This is a genomic window from Flavobacterium sp. Root420 (assembly GCF_001427905.1).
GTDB lineage: Bacteria > Bacteroidota > Bacteroidia > Flavobacteriales > Flavobacteriaceae > Flavobacterium.
On record NZ_LMEF01000001.1, the window covers coordinates 231,960 to 257,150 of the forward strand.

Sequence of the window (25,191 nt, forward strand, 5' to 3'; positions counted from 1 at the left end):
GGTTTATTCGCTTTCATTCAGTTTGGTTATAAAATCTTCCTCAGATAATATCGGAATATTTAATTTGTTCGCTTTTTCTAATTTGGCTGGTCCCATATTATCTCCTGCAACAACAAAATCTGTTTTTGCAGAAATGGAACTTCCTACTTTTCCGCCATTATCTTCGATTGTTTTCTTTAGTTCATCTCTCGAAAACTGAGTAAAAACTCCTGAAACAACAAAAGTTTTTCCAATGAATTTTTCTGTAGCATTTGGGTTGATTTTTTCTACTATTTCAAATTGAACTCCATAACTTTTTAATCGCTCAATTATTCTTTTATTTTCTTCATTTTCAAAAAACTCGATTACACTTTTTGCAATTCGCTCTCCAATTTCATCAACTAAAATTAATTCCATTAAAGAAGCCTTGCTTAGTGCATCAATATTTTTATAATGTTTCGCCAATTTTTTAGCGACCGTTTCGCCAACAAAACGAATTCCGAGCGCAAACAAAACACTTTCAAATGGTATTTCTTTTGATTTCTCAACACCATTTACCAGGTTCTCAGCTGATTTTTGAGCCATCCTTTCTAAATGCAATATATCGGCAACTTTCAATTCGTATAAATCAGCATAATTATGAACTAAACTATTTTTGAAAAGTAATGCGACGGTTTCTCCGCCAAGACCTTCAATATCCATTGCTTTTCTTGAAATGTAATGTTGAATTCGGCCAATAATCTGCGGTGGACATCCGTAGAAATTTGGACAATAATGATTTGCCTCACCTTCTGTACGAACTAATTCTGTCTGGCATTCCGGACAATGCGTAATATATGCTGTTTTTTCTGAATTTTCAGGGCGCTGCTCTAAATCAACAGCGATAATCTTCGGAATAATTTCTCCTCCTTTTTCAACAAAAACGGTATCATTAATTCTGATATCCAATTTCTCAATTTGATCAGCATTATGCAAAGAAGCTCTTTTTACAATCGTTCCGGCCAACTGCACGGGTTCTAAATTTGCAACAGGAGTAATTGCGCCCGTACGTCCTACCTGATAAGATATCGATTTTAATTTAGTCGAAACCTGTTCTGATTTAAATTTGTAAGCAATAGCCCAACGAGGGGATTTTGCTGTATAACCCAATTCTTGCTGATGTTGAATACTGTTTACTTTTATAACGACACCATCTGTTTCATATGGTAATTTATGACGATGAACATCCCAATAATCAATAAATTCGAAAACATCATGCATACTATTGACTAACTTTGCCTCGCTTGGCACTTTAAAACCCCAATTTCTGGCAGATTCTAATCCTTCAATCTGAGAAGAAAAAGGCAAACTATTACTTGTCACAGAATATAATAAACATTCTAACGGACGTTTAGCAACCTCAGCACTATCTTGTAATTTTAAACTTCCCGAAGCTGTATTTCTTGGATTTGAGTATGGCGTTTCTCCAATCTCAATTAATTCCTGATTCATTTTTTCGAAACCTTTTAAAGGCAGAATAATTTCACCGCGGATATCGAATTTATCCGGATAATTTCCTTTAAGTCGTAAAGGAACCGATTTTATTGTTTTAATGTTATTTGTAACCTCATCTCCCTGAAAACCATCTCCACGAGTTAGGGCCTGAACTAATTTTCCGTTTTCATACGTAATACTAATAGAAGCTCCGTCATACTTTAATTCGCAGGTATATTCTAATTTTACATTTCCTAAACCTCTTTGAAGTCGGTTTTCCCAATCCAGCAAATCTTCTTTGGAATAAGAATTATCTAAAGAATACATACGAAATTGATGCGCAATAGTTTTAAAATTCTTGGTAACAGTTCCGCCGACACGTTGCGTTGGCGAATGTTCATCAAAAAATTCAGGATTTTTTTCTTCAAGATCCTGAAGCTGTTTTAATTTAATGTCAAAATCGTAATCTGAAATTGTGGCGTTATCCAGCACATAATAATTGTAATTGTGCTGATTAAGTTCGTCTCGTAAAGCCTGAATTGTTTCTTGAATACTCATAAAATATTAAAATGATGCGGATTGTAATGTTGAATAACTGAATATCAAAATTAGAATTATTTTGCTGAAAAACATCAAAAAACAAAAGTTTTAAAAAATCAAAAATCAAGTTGCAAAACGATGCAACTTGATTTTCTTCTTGTCCACTATTCTTAAAAAAGAATTAAACAAAACCAACTTCCAAATGGTTTTTTCGTTCTATACTTTCACTTTGATTATCAAATAATTAGAGTTAAAACATAAAACTATTTTTGAATAATGATAAAGTCAGAACGTCTATTTAACAAATGTTCATTTTCAGTGCATTTCACTCCGTTTTTACATTTATTAATCAATCGGCTTTCCCCATAACCAATTGCGCTTTCAATTCGGGACGCATCAATATCCTGTGAAACAATATAATCTCTTGTTGACTTTGCTCTATTATCTGAAAGTTTCAGATTGTAAGAATCTTTTCCACGGGAATCCGTATGTGACTCTATTTTAATTCTGATGTTTGGAAATTTCTTCATAATAAAAACCACTTTTGTTAACTCTTCGATTGCAAGAGGTGTAATATCGTATTTATCGTAATCAAAGTAAATTGGGTTAACATCAACTTTTTCAACCCCTTTCTTCTTCACTACTAAATCATCATAATTACTCAATTCGAAGTTAACATCTTTAATTTCACCTTCATTTTCGTTGGTAGTTTCAACGGTTTTCTCATCATTGCTATAATTTGGTTTCGCAGCAATCATTTTAACAACTTTTCCGCATGGAACTATTATCGCATATTTACCTTCATAATTCGTTTTTGTTTCACCAAGAACATCACTATAGGAATTATATCCCATAATCGTTACATCAGCAAGAGGTAATTTTGTTTTACGATCTGTTGCCATACCAGAAATAGTCTGATTACAAACAGGTTTTCCTTTAGTGAAAAAATAAATATCATCATCACCTTTACCCCCTTCTCTATTCGAAGAAACATACCCATAATTATCGGCGCTATCAATTATAAAAGAAAAATCATCTTTGTTGCTATTTATTGGAGCTCCTAAATTTACAGGATCTGAGAAAGTTCCATCAGCTAATAATTTACTTTCGTAAACATCTAAATCTCCATAACCATAATGCCCATCAGAAGAAAAATAAAGATTTCCGTTGTGAAAAAATGGGAAAAGATCATTTCCGATAGTGTTAATTTTTGGTCCCAGATTCACGGGAGAACTCATTGTTCCGTCAGCTGCGATTTTCACATAATACAAATCAGTTTCACCTATACCATTAGGCATGTCTGAAGCGAAGAAAAGCCATTGTCCGTCTTCACTCAAAGAAGGATGCCCAACGGAATAATCATTGCTGTCAAAGAAAACCTTTTGTGGATTTTCTAATTTATTATTCACAATATCACCTTTAACGATTTGAAAGTTATTCGTTTTGGTCTCATCGATAATTAATTTGTTCTTCTTAACGATGTTTGTCGAATAATAAATTGTTTTACCGGCAGCATCAAAAGAAGCCGTTGCTTCGTGATATTTGGTCATTACATTGGGAAGGAATACTGTTTCGTTAAATAAACTTCCATCTGCAGGATTTCTTTCAGCAACATACAAATTTAAAAAAGGCTGATTGTTCCAGGTGTACAACTTTTCGCTGAACTTGGTAGTATCTCTTGCTGAAGTAAACACAATTCTATCTTGAAAAAAAGTAGCTCCAAAATCAGATTTACTCGTATTAATATCAAGATTTTTAACTGTGTACAGCGATTTCGCTTTAGATAAACTGTCTATTTTCGCTTTTTGAGCAACATAGCGATTCACTTCTTTTTGATCTCCTTTTTTCGTCAGATACTCTTTTGTCATTTTATCTGCTTCATCATAATCCATTACACCTTTTAGTGACTGGATATAGCGTAGATAGTAAATATCAGTTAAGTTATTGCCCTGAACTTCGTATAGTTTTTTGTACCATTTTAAAGCATTTCTGGCATCAGAAATAAAATAATACGAATCGGCAGCGTTTTTTAATGTTTGAGCTGTTGGACTTTTGATATTCTGTAAAATTTCTTCGTATGCTTTTGAAGCATCAGCGTAAGCATAATTTTTAAACAGAGCATCAGCCTTTTTCAAATTAGTCTGAGCAAAACTAAATGTAAAACTCAGAACTAAACTTAGGATATATAATTTTTTCATAGGTTTTACTTTTAAAAGAATCGAGGAGATTTAATTTTACTTTCGCTTTTGTTAAACTGATATCGCAAGATGATTTCGTGCGAGCCATCGTTGTATTTATTCAGATCGCTAACGGTATAATCAAAAGCGTACCCGATATAAAAACTTTTAGATATTTGAAAACCTGCAAGGATGCTTATAGAATCATCGGTTCTGTAAGAACCACCTATCACAAATTTCTCGGCAATCATAAAATTCGCAGAAATATCAGCAGTAATTGGAGCTCCGGTTACTGCTTTTACTAAAAATGCGGGTTTGAATTTTAAATTTGGATTCAAATCAAAAACATAACCTCCCATTAAATAATAATGCAAACGGTCGTAGTCAATCGATTCCTGAACATCATCGTAATAAGTACTTTGAATAAAACTCGGAACTGAAAGCCCTAAATACCATTTATCAGTATAATAATAAATCCCTGCTCCAACGGCTAATTTTGCCTGATTATCTATGTTCTGATTTAACAAAACATCATTGGGATCGTAATATCTCCCTTTTGACCAATCCACATTTAGCATTCTCATACCTGCTTTTAGACCAAAAGCTAACCTTTTTTCATATCCTAAAGGAATTGAATAAGAAAAGTTTCCGTCAAGATACAGTTCATTTGAAGGACCAATTTTGTCATTGACAACACTAAGTCCCAAACCCACGTTCTCATTACGAAGTGGTGAATGAATAGAAAACGATTGTGTTTCTGGCGCTCCATCAATTCCTATCCATTGAGAGCGATACAAAAGTGCTGCTTCTAAATTGCCGGTAGACCCAGCATAAGCTGGATTTACCGCCATAGTGTTGTACATATATTGCGTGTACTCCGGATCTTGTTGTGCACTGACACAAACCGAGATAAAAGAACATATTAAGATGAAATATGTTTCTAATGATTTTATATATAGTTTCATAGCGATACTTATTTAGTTTAATTAATTAGATGATTAATACAGTTTGCTTATCTCATTACAGATAACCATCCTTTTTTAACCGTTCCGTCTCCAATGTCTATCACATAAAAATAAGTACCTGTTGGCAACATATCTCCTCTATTTATAACTCCAGATACATTGGCAGTTCCGTTCCAATCATTTTCATAATGTTGTTTGCTGTAAACTAATGATCCATATCTGTTATAAACTTTTAACTCATTATTTGGATACGATTCTATACAGTCAATTCTGAAAAGATCATTTGCTCCGTCATTATTTGGAGTAAACTCATTATAAACTGTCAAACAAATTGGAACTACAGAAACTGAAGCTGAATTGTTTGCTGCATCAACATCTAAAGGAGTTGAAATTTCAACAGTTGCAACACTTAGGTAATCACCACCTGGTAATACTTCTGCAACAATAGTAAGCGTAACACTTTGACCAGCATTTAAAGTTGGAATTGTCCAAAGTGACGTTGCCGGATCATAGGTCCCTGCAGTTGTATTGGTACTTACCAAATTATAACCGCTCGGTAGTAAATCACTAACTACTGTGTTTATAAAATTACCTTGTCCGACATTATTAACCGTTACTGTAAATGTTATCTGTTCTCCAAAATTTGGAGTCGGATTACTCACTGTATTGGTAATTGTTAAATCAGAACAAGTAGCAACTATAACGTTCAATGTTTTAGTGGTAGTTTCGTCACAATTATTTATGTAAGTAACTGTAACTTTACCTGGTCCGATATCAGACCATGAAATAGTCGCAGAACCATCGGCGGTTCCTCCGCCAGAAGTAATTGTTCCGTTTGTAACTGACCATACATAGTTTGATTTTCCGTTTGCGATCGAATAAGTTACTCCCTGAAAAACACATGGAGTATCATCTGTAGTCGCAAGTTGTACCAAAGCATCGTTTTCGAAATTAATTGTTATTCCTAATCTTGTAGCACTTTCGCAGCCATTTGTAGTATTGTTAAGAGCACCTGCATAATAAGTTCCCGCTGTAAGCTGCGTATTTGCTGCTAATGGTGTTCCGCCAGTTGCTGAAGAATACCATACTACATTTGTTTCATTTACCAATATATTAGCAAGAGTTGGTAATTTTGACAAGCAGAATGTTTGTGTTGTTCTTGGTGTTGTTATAACACCCGGAGTATTCACATTCACTAAAACTGCCAATCTTACTGGGTTCTCACAACCAATTGTACTTGAGACAGCTCCGTAGTACGTTCCTGTAACCAAAGCTGTTGTTGCTGGTAATGCTGTTCCGCCTGTTGCTGTGCTATACCAAACTACATTTGTTTGATTAACCTGAACATTAGCAACTGTTGGTGCATTTACCGAACAGAAGTTTTGAGTTGCATTATTTGTAGTTGGAGTTGCAGCAGGATTGTTTATGTTCACTGTTACTTGTAAACGAACAGTGCTTTCACAACCTGTTACAGGATCTTTAATAGCTCCGTAATAAATTCCGTTTGTTAAGGCTGTTGTTGATGCAAGCGCTGTTCCGCCAGTTAATGTGCTATACCAAACTACATTTGCCTCATTTACCTGAATACTTGCAACTGTTGGTACACTAGTAATACAGAAACTTTGAGAAGCATTTGTTGTTGTAGGTGTTGCCGGATTAGTTAAGTTAATAGTAACTTGTAATCTGATGGCACTTTCACAATTTGTTACCGGATCTAAAATAGCCCCGTAATAAATACCATTTGCTAAAGCTGTTGTTACCGGAATTGCCGTTCCTCCTGTTTGAGTGCTAAACCAAATTACATTTGCTTCATTCACTTGGATATTAGCAATTGTTTGCGTATTAATTAAACAGAAATCTTGTGTATTATCTGCTGTAGTTGGCGTTCCCGGATCAGTTACATTGATTGTAACTTGTAGACGAATAGTGCTTTCACAACCTGTTACAGGATCTTTTATAGCTCCATAATAAACTCCAGTTGTTAAAGGAGTTGTTGCAGCTAATGCAGTTCCACCTGTTTGAGTGCTGTACCAAACTACATTTGCTTCATTCACCTGAATATTAGCAACTGTTCGCGCATTTACCAAACAGAAATCTTGTGTATTATCTGCTGTAGTTGGTGTCAATGGATCACTGATAGTAATTGTTACCTGCAATCTTGTAGTGCTTTGACAACCGGTTACCGGATCTAAAATAGCACCATAATAAATACCATTTACTAAAGCTGTAGTTACTGGAATTACTGTTCCCCCTGTTTGAGTGCTGTACCAAACTACATTTGCTTCATTAACCTGAATATTAGCAACTGTTGGCGCATTTACCAAACAGAAATTTTGTGTATTATCTGCTGTCGTTGGCGTTCCCGGATCAGTTACACTAATCGCAATAGCTAATCTAACATTACTCTCACAAGTAGTTGTTGGATCTTTTATAGCTGCATAATATGTGCCGGTTGTAAGTGCTGTTGTTGAAGAGATTAGGTTCCCTCCTGTCAAAGCATCATACCAAACAATATTGGCAGCAATCGCAGGACTTACATTGATCGTTGCAAAAGTTGGTGTGTTAATCAAACAGAATTCCTGAGTTGTGTCTGCAATTACTGGTGTTCCAGGATCAGTCACACTAATCGCAATAGCCAATCTAACATTACTCTCACAAGTAGTTGTCGGATCTTTTATCGCAGCATAATAAGTACCTGTAGTAAGTGCTGTTGTGGATGGAATTAAATTTCCACCAGTTAATGCATCGTACCAAACGATATTTGTAGCTGGACTCACATTGATAGTTGCAAAAGTTGGTGCATTTACCAAACAGAATTCCTGTGCAGTATCTGTAATTACTGGTGTTCCAGGATCAGTTACGCTAATCGCAATGGCTAATCTTACATTACTCTCACAAGTAGTTGCTGGATCTTTTATCGCTGCATAATAAGTACCTGTAGTAAGTGCTGTTGTGGATGGAATCAAATTTCCTCCGGTCAAGGCATCATACCAAACGATATTGGCAGCAACCGCCGGACTTACATTGATAGTTGCAAAAGTTGGCGCATTTACCAAACAGAATTCCTGAGCAGTATCTGTAATCACTGGTGTACCAGGATCAGTTACGCTAATAGCAATAGCTAGTCTTACTGCGCTTTCACAATTTGTAATTGGATCTTTTATTGCGGCATAATAAGTGCCTGTTGTAAGTGCTGTTGTAGAGGCAATCAAGTTTCCTCCGATCAAAGCATCATACCAAACGATATTGGCAGCAACCGCTGGACTTACATTAATAGTTGCAAAAGTTGGCGCATTTACCAAACAGAATTCCTGAGCAGTATCTGTAATTACCGGTGTTCCGGGATCAGTTATAATTACTGTAGCAGTTTGAAGTGTACCTGCAATATTTTCACAAGTTGTATCACTTGAAACCCCAACATAATACGAAATAGGGCTCATTGCAAGTGTTATACCTGTTGCTGTTAAAACCCCTAAAGGACTAATTGTATAAGTTACCCCACCAATAGTTGATCCATTTGTAATAGGTTGTGTTTTATTAGCATCCAGATACCAATAGAATATTGTATTTGTTAATAAACTTGCTGTTGGTGTTAAGATTACAGGGAGATCATGACAAATAGATACATCAGAAACTGAAAGATCGTTTTGATCTGAAGGTCTTAATATGGTGAATGTAATTTGTTTTCTATCTGCTTCTGCAGTTTCACAATAATTATCTCCACTAACACCTACAAAATAAGTATAGGTCCCCGGAATTAAACCATTTACAATTAATTGATTGGTAATTTCACCTGCAATTAATTGACTAGTTGTTCCATTAAAACTATACCAGTGATAAACAGGGTTCGTTATGGCAGGAGTTCCGGTTAAAACTGTCGCTAAAGTAACGGTACCTGTTGGTGTACAAATTGTAGTTGTTGTACCTCCATTTAAAGTAATATTAGCTAAAGCACTAACAGGGCTTGAAGATCTTACTTCAATAGTTACTTCTCCTCTTGCAAATGATTCACAACCGTAACGTACTGGCTGTACATAATATTTATAGATTCCTGCTGGTAATGTAGACGGAACAGTATAAGTAATACCACTTGCCACGACTGTTCCTCCTGTAGGCGCATTGTACCAAAGATATGTCGAGCAAGCCTCTTCTGGTATTTGAAGCGTAACATCTGTTCCCGGACAAACCGTAACTTTGTTATCAGGATCTCCACCTATAACTGAGGTATTTGCTACTCGCTCAATAGTATGAACTCTTAAAAACTCTAATACACCTGCAACTCCACCAAAACGAATTCTAACGCGATCGTATGATTCTGTTGGCGAAGATACCAGAGCCACTGCCATGGTATTTCCTGGCAATAATCTTAAACTCAAGGATGTACTTGTATTTTGAATTGGTGCTCCAACAGCAACGTTACCCAAATAACGTTGAATAGTGAAACCAGTAAGTAAATTAACATTTAAAAGTACAGCTGGTTTAGAAATAACAATTCTTAGAGTATCACTTACAATAGATGGGGTTTTGAAATCTACCATTAAATCTGCTGCTGCAAGTGCACCTACACCACTGTACATTGTTGCGAAAGTTGTTAGATCATTATCAGCAATATTCCATGCATCACTTACTCCTACGGTTGCGGTTAGTGCTCCTATAGGAAGTCCTAAATCGGTAGCTCCATAAAATATATCCTGAATATCACCAGGTGTACAAGCTACAGTTGCAACTGATCTCTCATAATAAGCATCAAACACTTTGGTATTTTGTGCCACACTTACAAGGGATGCTGATTGAATTCTGATTCCATCATAATCTTGTGGTCCTGCAGCATTTGCCGGAACAAAAGTGAATTCATATGTATTATCTCCTGATAATAAATTTAATAATGATCCTGAAACAGATTGCATAGTTCCAATATCAATACCGGCCTTAGTACCAATTACTGATAAATTTTGTCCTACAGCTACTCCACTGTTTTCAGATCCCAGCTTAATAGTTACCGGAGTTCCTTTTACAATATTCGCTGGCCATGTTAAATTCTGCCATGTTGTACCAATTCCTAAAAGTCCAATACCTGTTGCAATAGTCGAATAGGTTTGTGGATTTCCATCAATCGCGTTGGTTGCATTAATTACACTACCTGTAATAATTGAACCAGATGATTGGCCATTAGCATAAACGCGTTCAGTTAAGGATTGACAATCATTAGGATTTCTAACATTTATAGAAAGTGTTCCGGTTCTGGAACAAGTTCCTAAAGTAGCTACTACTGTGTATGTGTAGATACCAGGGGTATTAAGTGCCCCGGTAGTAAATGATGGTGAACCTGTAAGTGCATTTCCCTGAGGGTCATACCATACTATAGTACCATTTGATGTCGCATTTAGTGTTACATCAGTTCCAACTGGCACTGATTGTGCGGGATCTACGGTCAAAGTTGGTAATTGATTAATAGTCACATTTATGGTCGCTATTGCTGATGGACAATTCGATCCTGTAGCCTGAGCCTGAACTGAATAAAGACCACTAGTCGTTATATTGGCCGCTGCTTCTGCCGTAATTACCGCATTTGACGGATTAAAGAAAGTATATGTATTCGCGGCAGTATCAAAACCTGTAATAGCATCTGCTAAATTAGCACTTCCACAACCTACTAAAGGTGTACCGATTACGACTAAAGGTGTAACTGTTGGAAAATTAACTATTACTTCTTTTAATGTTCCGTTTATGTTTTCACAGGTACCTCCGTTAAGTACTGAAACATAATAAGCATAAGGAGCATTCAAAGCATTAAGTCCGCTAATAGTTAGTGCTCCTGTTGTACCGTCTTTAACATAAGTTACGCCAGCTATAGTTCCTGTAGTAATTTCTTGTGTTTTATTTTGATCTGTATAATATTTAAAAGTAGCCCCAGCTAAAGCAGAGGTTGGAGTCAATACAATGCCTCCGGCACAAGAAGCTGTCAAAGGACTTGCAATTGTAATATCCGTAGCTGTTGGAATAGATAATACATTAACCGTAACTGGCTGACGAATACTATTAACACAAGTCCCTCCGCGTGTTGCCTCTAAATAATAAGTTGTAGTTGCATTTAATGGAAGAGTTGGACTAACAGCTACTAAGCTTCCCCCAGTTGGAGCATCATACCATGTAAATGTTTCTGTTCCTGTTGAAGAAGCGGCTAATGTTGCCGTTTGTCCTGCACAAATTGGTGTACCTGCTCCCGTTATTGTTGCATTTGGAAATCTATAAGAAGCTCCATAAATATTTAAAGTCGTCACTAAAGTAGCGAGTCCTCCTCCTATACGAATTTCAAGTTTGTTAAATGCCGCTGTCGCAGTAAAACTAGCTCTAAATTTATTTCCTGATAATAACTGTAAGCTTAACAAATTATTAGTTAGCAAAAATCTGTCATTATTATAAGTTACTCCATTATAGGTTGCGAAACTAATTCCTCCTCCTAATAAAGAAACATCAGCAAGTCCTCCTGGTAATTCTAATTCAACATCTATAATATCTCCTGCCTGACCTGGAGTTGGAAAAGTTAATTGCTGCTGTATAAATGCGCCAGCTAATGCAACAGGAGTAAAAAGGGTTGCGGCTGTATTTATATTTCCATCAACAGAATCACCATCATTGGTAGAGGTACAACCCACACATAACAAACCATTAGTAGATGTTGCCTGAAAATTTGGTTGTAAACAAGCACTAACCGTATTAATTACTGTTACATTAATTACAGCTCTTGAACTACTTGCGCAATTTGATACTAAATCTGTTGCTTCAACATAAAAAGTTTTATTTGCAGTTAATACAGGTGTTGGTGTATAAGTACTACTGCCAGTAGCCTGCAAAATAGTTCCTCCTGTTGGAGCATCATACCATGTATAGGCTAATCCAGAATTACTTACAACTGCCAACATCACACTCTGACCTGACTGAATAATTACATTTGAAGATACAGGAACAGGTGCCGCAGGTCGTGGATTTACATTTACACTTACCGGTGTACGCGACGCACTAAGACAACTTCCAATTACAGCCTCAACATGATAAGTTGTAGAAGCAGTTAGCGTTGGTGTTGAAAAAGAGGTACCTGTAAACACTAAGTTTCCGCCTGAAGCAGCGTCATACCAATTATAATTGGTACCTACAACTGGGGACTGTATAGTTATCGTTGTTGCATCTCCATCACATATATTTAAAGGAGAAGCGACAACTGATGCTGGGGCTACCGGATTGTTGACGGTAACAAGGACTGGATTTCTTTCGCTATTCACACAACCATTACGAGTAACTTCTACATAATAAGTTGTGTTAGCAGTCAACGCTGGAGTTGTGTAAGCTGCCGTACTAGCTAATAAATTTCCTCCTGTTAATGCATCATACCATTTTATAGTTTCTCCTAAAGAGGTATCGGCCGTTAATATTGTTGTAAGCCCTCCACAAATAGTTGTGTTACCTGTTATAGTAGGGGCTTTATATCTGTAAGTTGCCTGAAAAATATCTACAGTTGTCAAAAGTGTTGCTAAGCCTCCTAATCGAATTTCGACACGATCAAAATTTGCTCCTGCAACCACGCTCGCTCTAAAACGATTACCCGATAATAATTGCAAAGTTATTAGCGGATTATTAACCGATATTCTGTCATTATTATAAGTTGCTCCATTATAAGTTGCCAAACTAAGGGCACCTAATAATTGAACATCTGCAAGTCCTCCTGGTAATTCTAATTCTACATCAACAATATCACCTGCTTTGCCAGGATTATTAAATTGTAAGGTTTGTTGAATCCATCCATTTATTAAGCCAACAGGAATGGTTAGTCTTGCTGCTGTTGCAGGGTTTCCGTCAACGGAGTTATTAGGGTTTGTACTACTACATAATAAGCATAAACCATTTTGAACTGTTTGTTGACTGCCTGCTTCTAAACAACCTCCTAAAACCGTTGGTATAACTGTTACGGTGACAGGAGCTCTCGTTGCACTTACACAGTTTCCTACTGCACTCTTAGCCTCAATATAATAAGTTTTTGTAGCTGTTAAAATCGGAGTTGTATAAGTTGATGTATTTGTAGCAAGTGCTGTTCCTCCTGTTGCAACATCATACCAGTTTAATGTAACTCCTGCCTGAGAAGTTTCGGCACTTAATATGGCATTTTGCCCGGATTGAATAGTAACACTTTGCGTTAAAACCGTTGGTGCAGCTGGAACAGCATTCGAAGTTACATCGACCTGAGTTCGTGTAGGACTTAAACAGCTTCCTATTACAGCCTCAACATAAAAACTAGTTGTTCCTAAAGGCACTGTCGGTGAATAAGTTGTTCCTGAAGCTAAAACTGTACCTCCCGCTCCTACATTATACCAATTATAAGTAGTTCCCGGAATTGGGTTAATTAAGGATAAAGTTGTTTGTTGTGTAGCACCATTAGAACATACTGCAGTTCCAGAAGAACTAATCGCAGGTGCAACTGGGTTTGAAACATTAACAACAACAGGTACACGATCATTACCCTCACATCCTCCTGCTCGTTCTACGCCTATATAATATGTAGTTCCTGCAGTTAAGTTTGGAGTAGTATAAGAATTCCCTGTTGCTAAAGCCGTTGTAGCACTCGTTGAACTATACCAGGCTAAAGATGTTCCCGCCACTGGCGTAGCTGTTAATGTTGCTGATGCTCCTGAGCAAATTGTTTGATTTAAACCTCCTGTCACAGTTGGTTTTGCAAAATCCAAACGAACATCATAAATTCTTAAGTTTACAAGGAGACTCAAAAGACCTCCTACCTGAATTTGAACTTCATTGGCATCACCCGGTACAGTGTATCTGGCTTCTCCAATGGCGTTTCCTGAAAGCAAATTTAGATTCAAAAGTGGACTATTTAGTGCCACTCTTGGACCTACGTCTGTTCCCGAAAGTTTAGTTTGAATAGAGACATTGGACAACAATCCAACATTCAACAAACCATTTCCTGTACCTAAATACAGTACAATTTGATCTCCAGCTTTAACAGTCTGATTAAGTGTCATGGTCTCCTGGACCATACAACTTAATCCGATCGCATTTTGGAGAGTCGCAAAAGTAGTTAAGCCTGGATCATTGTCGAAGGCTCTTGTCGGATTATCTACATCTAAACCGAAACATAATACACCCGTTTGACTATTTGTTTGAGATATTGGTCTACAAACAGTCTGAGAAAAGGCATTACTACATAAAAGGAATAAAAATAATAGCCCGAATAATCTCTTCTGATAGTCGAGATTACAAAAAGTAAATTTTTTTTTCATAATTTGGAAGATTAGAAAATGGACAATAAAATACCTGTTGCGATAAGCACATATGCTTAGGCAATTTTAAAAAACGTTAATAATCAGTTACTTAAAATGAAGTTTAAAATACTAGTCGACTGTTATTTTAACTTCATTTCATAAAAAAACATTGCGTATACAGAAGTACACAAAGACCACTTCTTATTCTTTTGAATAAAAAATGTCTCAAAAACTTTGGCGGAATACTGATATAAATCAATTTTCCAAATAAATAGAATGACTTGTTAGGAAGTTAATTTTCGGAAAGAAAATTTGTTTAGAAGTAGAATTTGGGGAATTCTATTAAATAAAAAAGCATGTTTCAATTTCTATAAAATGTTGATTAGATAATTTATTTTTTACTTAGAAATTTATGCAATTCTAAAGCTGAAACACTATTTAATTAATACGAAGGATTATCAATAAAAAAATTACGACAATACCTTTTATAAACAAAGCCGCCAATTGGGGTTTGTAAATAAAAAGCTGACGTAATATTGGCTTTTTTGAAAAACGTTAATAATTAAATTAAAATTTGCTTTTTGAATAACCTTAATTTTATCTATAAGAGTAAAAAATAAGGCTAAAATAATTTGAAGACCAAATCTAAATTTGATGGGTAGAGTAAATGTTAATTCCATAAGCAAATTAATTAAATTGTTTAAAAAAAATTTAAACTCTAAGGCAATAAAAATCTTTAAGTATATTTCATTTAAGGAAGATCAAAACTAAATTTTTTATATATCTGATAAATATTTTTGTTTAATCTTTCTTTTACTAAAATTAGTTAAAATGAAAATATAAAACAAGAATAAAATTCTTATTTTTTTAAATGGAAAAAATGAAAAAATGTTAAACAAAGCTCTGTAACACCATAAAAATAAAGGATTTACAACAAAAAACAAGTGTTATAAATATCACAAAAAAAAATAAACATCATTACGAATATCATAAAAATGAAAGAAAAAACCTATAAAAAATAATTACCATCAATCGTAATTTACTTAAACAAAGCATTTTAACCGTCTGGATTTATAAAACAACAACAAAAGTAAAATTTCTATCATTATTCTAAAAAAACAAGTAGAAATACGGGGTAAAAAAAACATAAAAGATTAAACAAAAGTTAAAAACAAAAAAAATAGACAAACAATTGAATTTATTGCTTGCCTATTTTGTCCGATTTATTTTTTGAATTAAGATTCTAAAATAGTATTAATTTGTTTAAATAATTGTCCATCGCTTAAAAAAGCTCCCTGCTGAATCAATTCAAAAATAGATGCATTTCTATCTTCGGTAAATACTTTCTTTCCAACTTTCATTTCAATCGTTTCTGTAAACATATTATCACTTAACCATTGCAAACCCTCCTTAGTTAAAAAATCTGTTTCAGGAACCAATGATTTTAATACTATTGACTGAACATGTGTTTCAAAACACTGAAACAGGAAAATATGGTTTTTAGAAAAATGTTCTAAAAATTCTGCTCTGGACAAAACACCTTCCCAAATCAAATCAGAGAAAACATCCAGTTCTTGTTCTGCCACTTCAGGTTTATTTATTTTAAGAGAATCCCATTCCGCTTTATCAATAGCCTGAGTGGCTAAAAAGCTTGCGAATTCTGCATGTAATTCATCAAATTGCTCTTTTGTAAGTCTTGCGTATTTCATTTATTTTCTTTGTTTAAACATCTTTAAAAAAAGAGGTCAAATATTTTAAATCTTTATTATTGATCAAAAAAAAGCCCTCGCAAATGCGAGGGCAAATTTATAACTTTTTTTCCTTTACTAGAAAATGTATCTGATACCAAATTGCATTTGCCATCTTGAGGTTAAACTAGCATCATAACTAAAGGTTTTAGTTGGTGTATTATTAAAAGTATAAGTTGGTGTATTTCCTGCAACAGTCACTCCTATTGGCTGAACGCTGGTCGGAACCTGAACAACTCCCCAATCTGAATTTATCAAATTTCCAAAATTCAAAATATCAATACTAAATTGAATGGTATTCTTTTTCTCAGAAGCCGATGAAACTTTAAAATTATAGTCCTGCAATAACTTTAAATCACATCTTCCTCTCCATGGAGATATAGCCCCATAACGTTCTGCATATTGCCCTCTTCTGTCTTTCATATATTTATCCTGAGCAATGAATTTATCAAATGCGTCAGCCTGACCAGCCCCACTAAAGGTCATTTGAGAAATTTCTGCAGTCGTAGGGATATATATTAAATCATTTACAGAAGACCCGTCTCCATTAATATCTCCTCCATACGTATAATTAAAACGTCCTCCCTGAGCATATTCTAAGAAAGTCGAAACTGTTGTTGCCCATTTGTCATTTCCATATTTCCATTTTTTAGAAGCAACCCCAATAAAACGATGATTGTCTCCATATTTAGAATTGGACAATACATCATTATTTACATTTCCAAGTGCCGGATTAAAAGCAAAAGCATCCCCCGTTATTTCTGCCTCGATAGAGTTAACATCTTTTGATTTCAAATAATTATAAGCAACACTGGCATACAAACCATTTTCAAATGTCTTCTGTAATTTAACCGTTGCATTAAAAGCACTTCCTTTATCTGAATTAGTCATTACATAAGCATTATTTGCCCCTTTATCTGCTGCAGTATAAATTAATCTGTTATCAACACCAGCTAATGTCCCTGTTGGGTCTTTTAATCCCCAATTCTGAACATGTACCGCATTTATATCCTTATTATAAGACAAATCTAATGTTACTATATAATTGCTTTCAAATCTATGATCAAATCCTAAGCTTGTTCTCCAAACCTGTGGCCATTTGTAATCAGGATCCATAATCTGCAAGAAACTATCATCAGCACCACTTACCTGATTTCCTAACCATACAAAAGGGATTCTTCCGGTAAAAACTCCAGAACCTCCTCGGAGTTGTGACGTTGCGTCGCCTTTAACATCCCAATTGAAACCAATTCTTGGTGACCATAATATTCGATCACTTGGTAAATCTGTAGATACTAGTTTTACTGCCTGACCAGTTTGTGGATCATAATAATCTATACTGTTGTCTCTACCGGCGCCTCCGTTTTCTGTATCTATATATTTCTGAATCAAATCAGCTGTATTAAAATACAATGGTTTGTCAATTCTTAAACCTAAAGACAATTTAAAATCATCATTTAAGCTAATATCATCCTGCGCATAAAATGCTAATTGGCCTACATTTAATTCAGCCAATTTCCACCCACCATCAGCTCCAACTTCAAATTGACTTTTTGTGTTAAATGTATCTTGTGCATATTGAAGATTTTGCGCAATAATACTTGTTGCATAAGGTTTAGCAGCGTCATCTAAAAAATCCTGAGTGGTGAAATAAGGCGTGAAAAAAGTTCCTGCATAACCATTTGGATTTCCAAAATTGTCGTATCCAGCTAAATTGAAAGAGTTTTTAAATCCAAATTTTTCAAAAGAAGCCCCAAAAGTAAACACATGTTTCCCCACTGTATAAGTTAAATTATTAGTAATCTGAATTACTTTTTGATCTAAAGTATTGTTGATGGAAAATGGTTCATGCCCGGCAATAATATAATTAGAACCTGCTCCATCCTGAATATTAATTACAGGAGCCGGAACTGAAAATGGCACTCTGTAATCATTAAAGTGAGAATAACCTGCCTGTAATTTATTTGAAATTTTTTCACTGAATTTTGAATTAAGCTCCACTAAAAATGAACTTAAATTATTATTTATTTGGTATCCTGAGTTTCTAAATTGCAATATTGAAGCATTTGGACCTCTAAAACCTAAAGCTGTTGGGTGAGCCGGTTTATCTTTTGATGCATCTAAGAAATTATAAATTACCGCTAATTTATGATTATCATTTATATTCCAGTCTACTTTAATGATTCCTTTATTGGAGTTTGATTCATGTATGAAACCCTGATAAGCACCGGTATCATATCCTAAAGTGGCCAATGCATTTGAAACCGCAATTAAATCAGATTCTAAAACTCGTGATTCATTAATTCCGGTTACACCATCATTATTATTCGCTACGAAGTTTGATCCTAAATCACTTCGTTTATCAATTTCGAAATTTCCAAAAATGAATAATTTGTCTTTAATAATTGGGGCACCTAAACTAAAACCTGCCTGAGTTTGCTCCAATGTTGGTACAAATATTTTTTCACCTTTAATTTTACTCCCAGTTAAATCCTGATTTCTGTAAAATGCATAAGCAGTACCATGAAATTCATTTGTTCCGGATTTTGTAACCGCATTAACAGAAGCCCCTGTAAAACCAGATAATGTCACATCATAAGGAGCAGTTGCAACCTGAATTTGTTCGATCGCATCCAGTGAAATAGGCTGAGCACCTGTTTGTCCACCCGGAGTCGCTGCATCTAATCCAAATGGATTATTAAATACAGCTCCATTTAAAGAGTAATTATTGTACTGATCATTTCTTCCCCCAAAAGAACCGCCACTCGCTGTTGGTTCTAAACGGGTAAAGTCTTCAGCCGATCTTGAAATTGTCGGTAAAGATGTTAATTCCCTTCGGCCAATTGTAGTTTCAGCACCTGTTTTTCCACTTTTAAAGACCTTATCTTTAGATACAATTTTAACTTCTTCTAATGCCTGACTGGCATCTGCTAAAACTACATCAATATTAAAAGGTTTTCCCAGATCAAGATAGATGTCATTATATTCCTGATCCTGAAAGCCCACAAAAGTGACTGTGATTTTGTAAGGGCCTCCAATTCTCATATTCAAAATATTAAACCTTCCGTCTTCATTAGAAACAGCTGAATATTTACCTCCTGTTGGAGTATGAATTGCTAAAATAGTAGCACCAGGCAATAGTTCATTCGTAGAACTTTTTACAATACCCTTAATACTCGAAGTCGTCGTTTGCCCTTTAGCCACGGTTAAGGCTAGCAAACATAGCAATAATGCAAAGATTTTTTTCATTTTCCTGATTTTGAGTGAGTTATTACTTTCAAAATTAGGCAAAAAAAAACCACTCCTAAGAGTGGTTTTTATATTTTATTAACAAGAAGTTAACAAAATGTTATTTTTCAGCGATAATCTCGTATGGTAAATCAACGATAACATCTCTGTGTAAACGGATGCTAGCAGAATATTTTCCAGTACGTTTTACGATACCGCTAGTGATGAATTTTCTATCAATAGCGTTACCTGATTTCTCTAAAGCTTCAGCAATGTCGATGTTTGTGATAGAACCAAAAAGTTTCTCTCCACCAGCTTTTGCAGTAAGTTTAATTTCAAGAGCTTTTAAAGTTTCAGCTAATGCTTTTGCATCAGCAACAACTTTAGCTTCTTTGTGTGCTCTTTGTTTTAGGTTTTCAGCTAAAACTTTTTTAGCAGAAGGAGTTGCTAATGCAGCAAAACCTTGAGGAATTAAAAAGTTACGACCGTAACCAGGTTTTACAGATACTACATCATCTTTAAATCCCAGGTTTTGTACGTCTTGTTTTAAAATAAGTTCCATGTTGTTGTCCTTTATTTGAGAAGTTAGGTTCCATCTTACCGGAAACCAACAACTATTCTTTTAATATTATTTTAATAAATCGGCCACGTATGGCATTAAAGCTAAGTGACGAGCTCTTTTTACAGCTACAGAAACTTTTCTTTGGTATTTCAATGAAGTTCCAGTTAAACGACGAGGAAGAATTTTTCCTTGCTCATTAACGAATTTCAATAAGAAATCAGCATCTTTATAATCGATATATTTGATTCCTGATTTTTTGAAACGACAGTACTTTTTAGTTTTGTTAGTTTCAATGTTTAAAGGCGTTAAATATCTGATATCTCCGTCTTTTTTTCCTTTTGCAGATTGCTCTATTGTAGACATAATAATTAAGCTTTAGTAGATTTTAATTTGGCTCTTCTTCTTTCAGCCCATGAAATAGCATGTTTATCTAAACTTACAGTTAAGAAACGCATAACTCTTTCGTCACGTCTAAATTCAGTTTCAAAAGCAATTAGAATTTCTCCTGCTACTTTGAATTCGAATAAATGGTAAAAACCACTTTTTTTGTTTTGGATTTCGTAAGCCATTTTTTTCAGACCCCAATCCTCTTTCGATACCATTTCAGCTCCTCTACTAGTAAGAAATTCTTCAAATTTCGTTACTGTTTCCTTCACCTGAACCTCAGATAAAACGGGATTTAAAATGAAAACAGTTTCATAATGATTCATAAATACAATATTTATTTGTTAAAATTGGGTGCAAAAGTAACCATTATTTTTATATATACAACACTTTTTTAGCTTTATTCGTTGTAATGTAAAAAATAAAGTTTAAGTTTAGTTTTTTTCCTAGAAAAATAATACATTTACTACTGCTATCCTGAATTTATTCTAAATTTTAAATGTTATGAAACTAAACTGTGTTGTTGTAGATGATAGTTCTATACAGAGGACAATTATTGCAAAATTAGTTAATAATCACCCAGGTTTGCACTTAATCGGGGACTTTTCTAATGCAATAGAAGCAAAAAGTTGTATCTCTTTAAATAATATCGATCTAATATTCCTTGATATTGAAATGCCTGTTATCAATGGTTTTGACTTCCTTGACGGATTAAAAACGAAGCCTCAAATTATATTTATTACCTCTAAAGCCGAGTATGCCTTAAAAGCCTTTGACTATGATGCCACTGATTATCTTCAGAAGCCTATTGCCGTTGACCGTTTTAATGCTTCTGTAAAAAGAGCAATCGACATGCATCTACTCAAAAAAGAGGTAAAAGAAGAAGAAGGCGAGCATATCTTTATCAAAAGCAATCTTAAAAAACTTAAAATTTTCACTTCTAAAATTAAATGGATTGAAGCTTTTGGAGATTATGTAAGAGTAGTTACAGAAGACGACAGCAACTTAGTCCTTTCGACAATGAAATCTTTTGAGAATGATTTATCAAAAGACAAATTTATTCGCGTACACAAATCGTATATTATCAATATTGATAAGGTAGAACGCTTTAACAGCAAATTTGCCGAAATTGGAATCACAAAAATCCCATTAAGCCGAAACAAAAAAGAAGATTTAGTTAAAGCATTGTCAACATCGTCGTAATTTAATAAAAATCGACGTTGGCAATCACTTTTATAGCTCTGTATTGAGCGACAGCTTCAAAACTATTCAACATTTTCTGAATAGTTTTTTTTGTGCCTGCTAAATTCTGGTTCTGCGGAATCTTAATCAAAATAGTTCGGATATATTCATTTCTGATTCTGCTGATCAGTGGCTCTTCCGGACCTAAAACCGGCATATTTAAATTCTGACTCAAAACCTGATACAGCCACATCGATCCTTCTTTTAACTTATCAAAATCTTTGTGCTTTAACGTTAGCTTTATAATCCTGAAATAAGGCGGGTATTTATAGATTTGTCGGTCGTATAATTGCTCCTTATACATACCTATATAATTATGTGTCGTAACCTGCTGAATTGTATTGTGATTTGGATTGTAAGTTTGAATCACAACTTTTCCTTGTTTTTCTGACCTTCCGGCTCTTCCGGCAACTTGCGTCATCATCTGAAAACTGCGTTCGAAAGCCCTAAAATCAGGATGATGCAACATATTATCAGCATTCATAATTCCGACCAGACTTACGTTATCAAAATCCAATCCTTTAGCCAACATTTGAGTTCCGACTAAAACATCAATTTCCCTGTTTTTAAAAGTATCGATAATCTTTTCAAAACCAAATTTTCCACGCGTTGTATCCTGATCCATTCTTCCGGTTTTAGCCTTCGGAAATAGAGAAATCAATTCTTGTTCGATTTGTTCTGTTCCAAAACCTTTTGTAGTCAAATCAATACTTGAACAGCTATGGCAGTGTGTTGGTTTTGCTATTGAATATCCGCAATAATGGCAGCGTAATTGATTTTTATGTTTATGAAAAGTCAAGCTTACATCGCATTGCTGACAATGTGGTACGTGACCACAAGTGAGACATTCTATTATAGGAGAATATCCTCTTCTATTTTGGAATAAAATAACCTGTTCGCCCAAAGACAAAGCTTCAGCTATTTCTTCGATTAAAAGATCGCTAAAATGCCCTGTCATTCTTTTTCTAAAATGCTTATCTTTTAAATCAACCAAAAGAACTTCCGGCATTCGAACATTATTATAGCGTTCCGTAATTGTAACTAAACCAAACTTCTCAATTTGGGTATTAAAATAGGTTTCAATACTTGGAGTTGCAGATCCTAAAAGCACTTTGGCATTATGAAAATTAGCCAAAACAATTGCCGAATCCCGGGCGTGATACCTCGGCGCCGGATCTGTTTGTTTAAAAGTCTGCTCGTGTTCTTCATCAACAATCAATAGTCCGAGGTTATTAAAAGGTAAAAACAAAGCAGACCTCGCTCCTATTACAATTTGTGCTTTATCTGAATTTTCCAGCGTTTGTCTCCAAACTTCTACTCTTTCATTATTGCTGTACTTCGAATGAAAGACAGCAACCTTATCCCCGAAATGAAGTCGTAAACGAGAAACCAATTGTGTTGTCAATGCAATTTCAGGCAACAGATACAAAACCTGTTTTCCTGTTTCTAAATATTCCTCAATTAACTTAATATATATTTCTGTTTTTCCGCTTGATGTAACACCGTGCAATAAACAAACTTCTTTTTCTACTAAACTATTTTTAATTTCATTAAAAGCCGTTTCTTGGGCATCGCTTAATACTAATTCTTTTTCTGAAGCTTTCCCATCAAAGGAAACTCTGTCGTGTTGCAAATAATATTCTTCAAAAATCTCTTTTTCGATTAATGTTTTTACAATTGTCGAAGTCGAATTTGAAACTTCAATCAATTTCTTAACTGTAATTGGCTTCTTTTCCGAAGCACTAATTTGAAAATAAGCCAAAACAATTTCTTTTTGTTTCCTGGCACTTTTCAGTTCTTCTAATAATTCACTTAAACCGTTATCTGATTCATATTTTGAATGCAATTTTACATATCGAATCAATTTCGGCTTGTAATTCTCTTTTATTTCTTCTTCTAAGACAATGATATCCTTTTCCATTAATTTTTGAAGAACCGGAAGAATATTCTTTTTGTTTAAAATTGAAATAATCTCCTGAACTTTAAGAGAACTCTGTTGTTGTAAAGCTTCGTAAACCAGATATTCTTCATCAGAAAGTTCATTTTGATTGACAATAACATCGACTTTATGCGAGATAATAGTTTCACTTTCCAGCAATAATCCACTCGGAAAAGCACCACGATATACATCACCAATACCACACATATAATAATTCGCAACCCAAAGCCAGTGTTTAATCTGAATTTCAGTTGCAATAGGTTTTTCGTCTAAGATTTGATGAATTTCTTTCGCATCATATAAAGTCGGCGCATTTTGATGCGTATCGATTATTAATGCCGTATAAATTTTGCTTTTACCAAAAGGTACCGCCACCCGCATTCCTTTTTTAATAAAATGGAATTCAGCCTCAGAAACACGATAAGTAAAGGTTTTAGCTAAGGAAAGTGGTAAAATAACTTCGACAAAAAACATGTGCTTTTTTTATGGGATTGAGAGAATTATTTTTTATTCGAAAGTTTTTCAGCATTATATTCCTGAACTAATTTCAAAGTATGTTTTAAAGAGGTCAGGTCTTTCCAATCATCATGACCGGTTATGATGTATTTAGAATTTCTACATTTAGACTGTACTTTTTTAATCGACTTTTCCCATTCTTTCACATCTGCATCACCCAAATATCCTAAATCTTTTGCATCAGCGCTCTTAATAAAACAACCTCCATAAAGTACTTTTTCTTTATTAAACCAAACTATAATATTATCCGGCGCATGCCCTTTTCCTGGGTAATATACCTCGAAGGAATGTTGGCCAACTGTAAATGTAGTATCATTCGGAATAACAAATTTGGCTCGTTTTTCGTTCTTCTCTTTAAGAATTTGATCCGTTGCTTTTATGGTATAAGTTTTAATTCCTTTTTGTTCGTAAAAACCCAAACCTCCTGCACGGTCTTCATGAGAATGCGTTGCAAAACACATAATAACATCTTTATTATGCCTTGCTCTAATTGTATCCAGCAAAGGCTGAAACTGCGTTTGATCCCAAGGTGCATCAAACAAAACAACACCCTTATTTGTAACAAGATACATGGCATTGGCAGAAATCAAAGTTCCTTTATAATCATGAAATGTTTTATAAACATAAAAGTCACCCGTAAGATGACTTATTTGTAATGGCGAATTCTTAGATTGTCCAAAACTATTGGATAGTATTACTAAGAAGAAAATTATCGAAGCTAATTTTTGCATATTTGTTTTTATTTCACTCGTGTCCAGTATTGTGTTCTTCCCATAATAGAAATCCCAACATAGCCACGAAGTTTTAATTTATCAGCCGATTCTAGTTCGATATAACATTTGTATTTTTTACCATTTGTAGGATCTAAAATTGTTCCTCCGTTATACTCAGAACCATCTTTTTTAAGTCCGTTAATGATGACCATACCTAAAATTGGTTTGTTTTTTTCTGCACCTTCACATTTAATGCATACATCCTTTTTATGATCGGCACGAAGTATTTCTACCACTTTTCCGTATATTTTTCCTGATTTCTCGTAAATCTCTACTACCGATTTTGCTTCTCCAGTTGCGTCATCAATCGTTTTCCATTTGCCAATGACACTTTGCGCCTGAATGGTGCTGATTGTTAGAAAAAAAACACCAATTGCTAACATCCAATTTTTCATA

At 34.7% G+C, this 25,191-nt stretch carries 13 protein-coding genes; 1 reads left to right on the plus strand and 12 read right to left on the minus strand.

Going from position 1 to position 25,191, the window contains the following annotated elements; all coding sequences use genetic code 11:
• Nucleotides 1-3: 3 nt before the first annotated feature.
• From ligA to rpsF, 9 genes are all read right to left on the minus strand, one after another.
• Nucleotides 4-2,010 (minus strand): NAD-dependent DNA ligase LigA, encoded by a 2,007-nt coding sequence (ligA, locus tag ASC72_RS01065; protein ID WP_056185402.1) that lies wholly within the window; start codon nucleotides 2,008-2,010, stop codon nucleotides 4-6.
• A 245-nt stretch (nucleotides 2,011-2,255) separates the two neighbouring features.
• A complete protein-coding gene (locus ASC72_RS01070; protein ID WP_056185405.1) occupies nucleotides 2,256-4,190 on the minus strand; it encodes an OmpA family protein in 1,935 nt (644 codons plus the stop codon).
• Between the two features lie 11 nt (nucleotides 4,191-4,201).
• Complete coding sequence (locus ASC72_RS01075) at nucleotides 4,202-5,134, minus strand: type IX secretion system membrane protein PorP/SprF (protein WP_056185406.1); 933 nt, start codon at nucleotides 5,132-5,134, stop codon at nucleotides 4,202-4,204.
• 47 nt (nucleotides 5,135-5,181) lie between these two features.
• Nucleotides 5,182-14,421 (minus strand): gliding motility-associated C-terminal domain-containing protein, encoded by a 9,240-nt coding sequence (locus ASC72_RS01080; protein ID WP_056185409.1) that lies wholly within the window; start codon nucleotides 14,419-14,421, stop codon nucleotides 5,182-5,184.
• A 1,217-nt stretch (nucleotides 14,422-15,638) separates the two neighbouring features.
• Complete coding sequence (locus tag ASC72_RS01085) at nucleotides 15,639-16,112, minus strand: DUF6495 family protein (protein ID WP_056185413.1); 474 nt, start codon at nucleotides 16,110-16,112, stop codon at nucleotides 15,639-15,641.
• A 117-nt stretch (nucleotides 16,113-16,229) separates the two neighbouring features.
• Nucleotides 16,230-19,400, minus strand: coding sequence for a TonB-dependent receptor (locus ASC72_RS01090; RefSeq protein WP_056185416.1), 3,171 nt, complete (start codon nucleotides 19,398-19,400; stop codon nucleotides 16,230-16,232).
• 100 nt (nucleotides 19,401-19,500) lie between these two features.
• Nucleotides 19,501-19,941: a 50S ribosomal protein L9 gene (gene rplI / locus ASC72_RS01095; protein ID WP_007810573.1), complete on the minus strand. Its 441-nt coding sequence runs from the start codon at nucleotides 19,939-19,941 to the stop codon at nucleotides 19,501-19,503.
• 66 nt (nucleotides 19,942-20,007) lie between these two features.
• Nucleotides 20,008-20,304, minus strand: a complete 297-nt coding sequence (gene rpsR, locus ASC72_RS01100; protein ID WP_002987043.1) for a 30S ribosomal protein S18 — start codon at nucleotides 20,302-20,304, stop codon at nucleotides 20,008-20,010.
• A gap of 5 nt (nucleotides 20,305-20,309) precedes the next feature.
• The gene (rpsF, locus tag ASC72_RS01105; RefSeq protein ID WP_056185419.1) at nucleotides 20,310-20,651 is read right to left on the minus strand and encodes a 30S ribosomal protein S6; all 342 of its coding nucleotides are present in this window, start codon (nucleotides 20,649-20,651) and stop codon (nucleotides 20,310-20,312) included.
• 178 nt (nucleotides 20,652-20,829) lie between these two features.
• On the opposite strand from rpsF, the gene ASC72_RS01110 reads away from it, so the two are divergent.
• Nucleotides 20,830-21,528: a LytTR family DNA-binding domain-containing protein gene (locus tag ASC72_RS01110; protein ID WP_056185422.1), complete on the plus strand. Its 699-nt coding sequence runs from the start codon at nucleotides 20,830-20,832 to the stop codon at nucleotides 21,526-21,528.
• A 1-nt stretch (nucleotide 21,529) separates the two neighbouring features.
• Here the strand turns inward: ASC72_RS01110 and priA are convergent, their stop codons facing one another.
• The 3 genes from priA to ASC72_RS01125 are packed head-to-tail and all read right to left on the minus strand — an operon-like array spanning nucleotide 21,530 to nucleotide 25,190.
• Nucleotides 21,530-23,980 carry a primosomal protein N' gene (gene priA / locus ASC72_RS01115; protein WP_056185425.1) on the minus strand — a complete coding sequence of 817 codons (2,451 nt, stop codon included), beginning with the start codon at nucleotides 23,978-23,980 and terminating at the stop codon, nucleotides 21,530-21,532.
• Between the two features lie 26 nt (nucleotides 23,981-24,006).
• Nucleotides 24,007-24,753 (minus strand): subclass B1 metallo-beta-lactamase, encoded by a 747-nt coding sequence (gene bla-B1-FLAV, locus ASC72_RS01120; protein ID WP_056185428.1) that lies wholly within the window; start codon nucleotides 24,751-24,753, stop codon nucleotides 24,007-24,009.
• A gap of 8 nt (nucleotides 24,754-24,761) precedes the next feature.
• Nucleotides 24,762-25,190, minus strand: coding sequence for a DUF2147 domain-containing protein (locus ASC72_RS01125; protein WP_056185431.1), 429 nt, complete (start codon nucleotides 25,188-25,190; stop codon nucleotides 24,762-24,764).
• Nucleotide 25,191 lies beyond the last annotated feature (1 nt).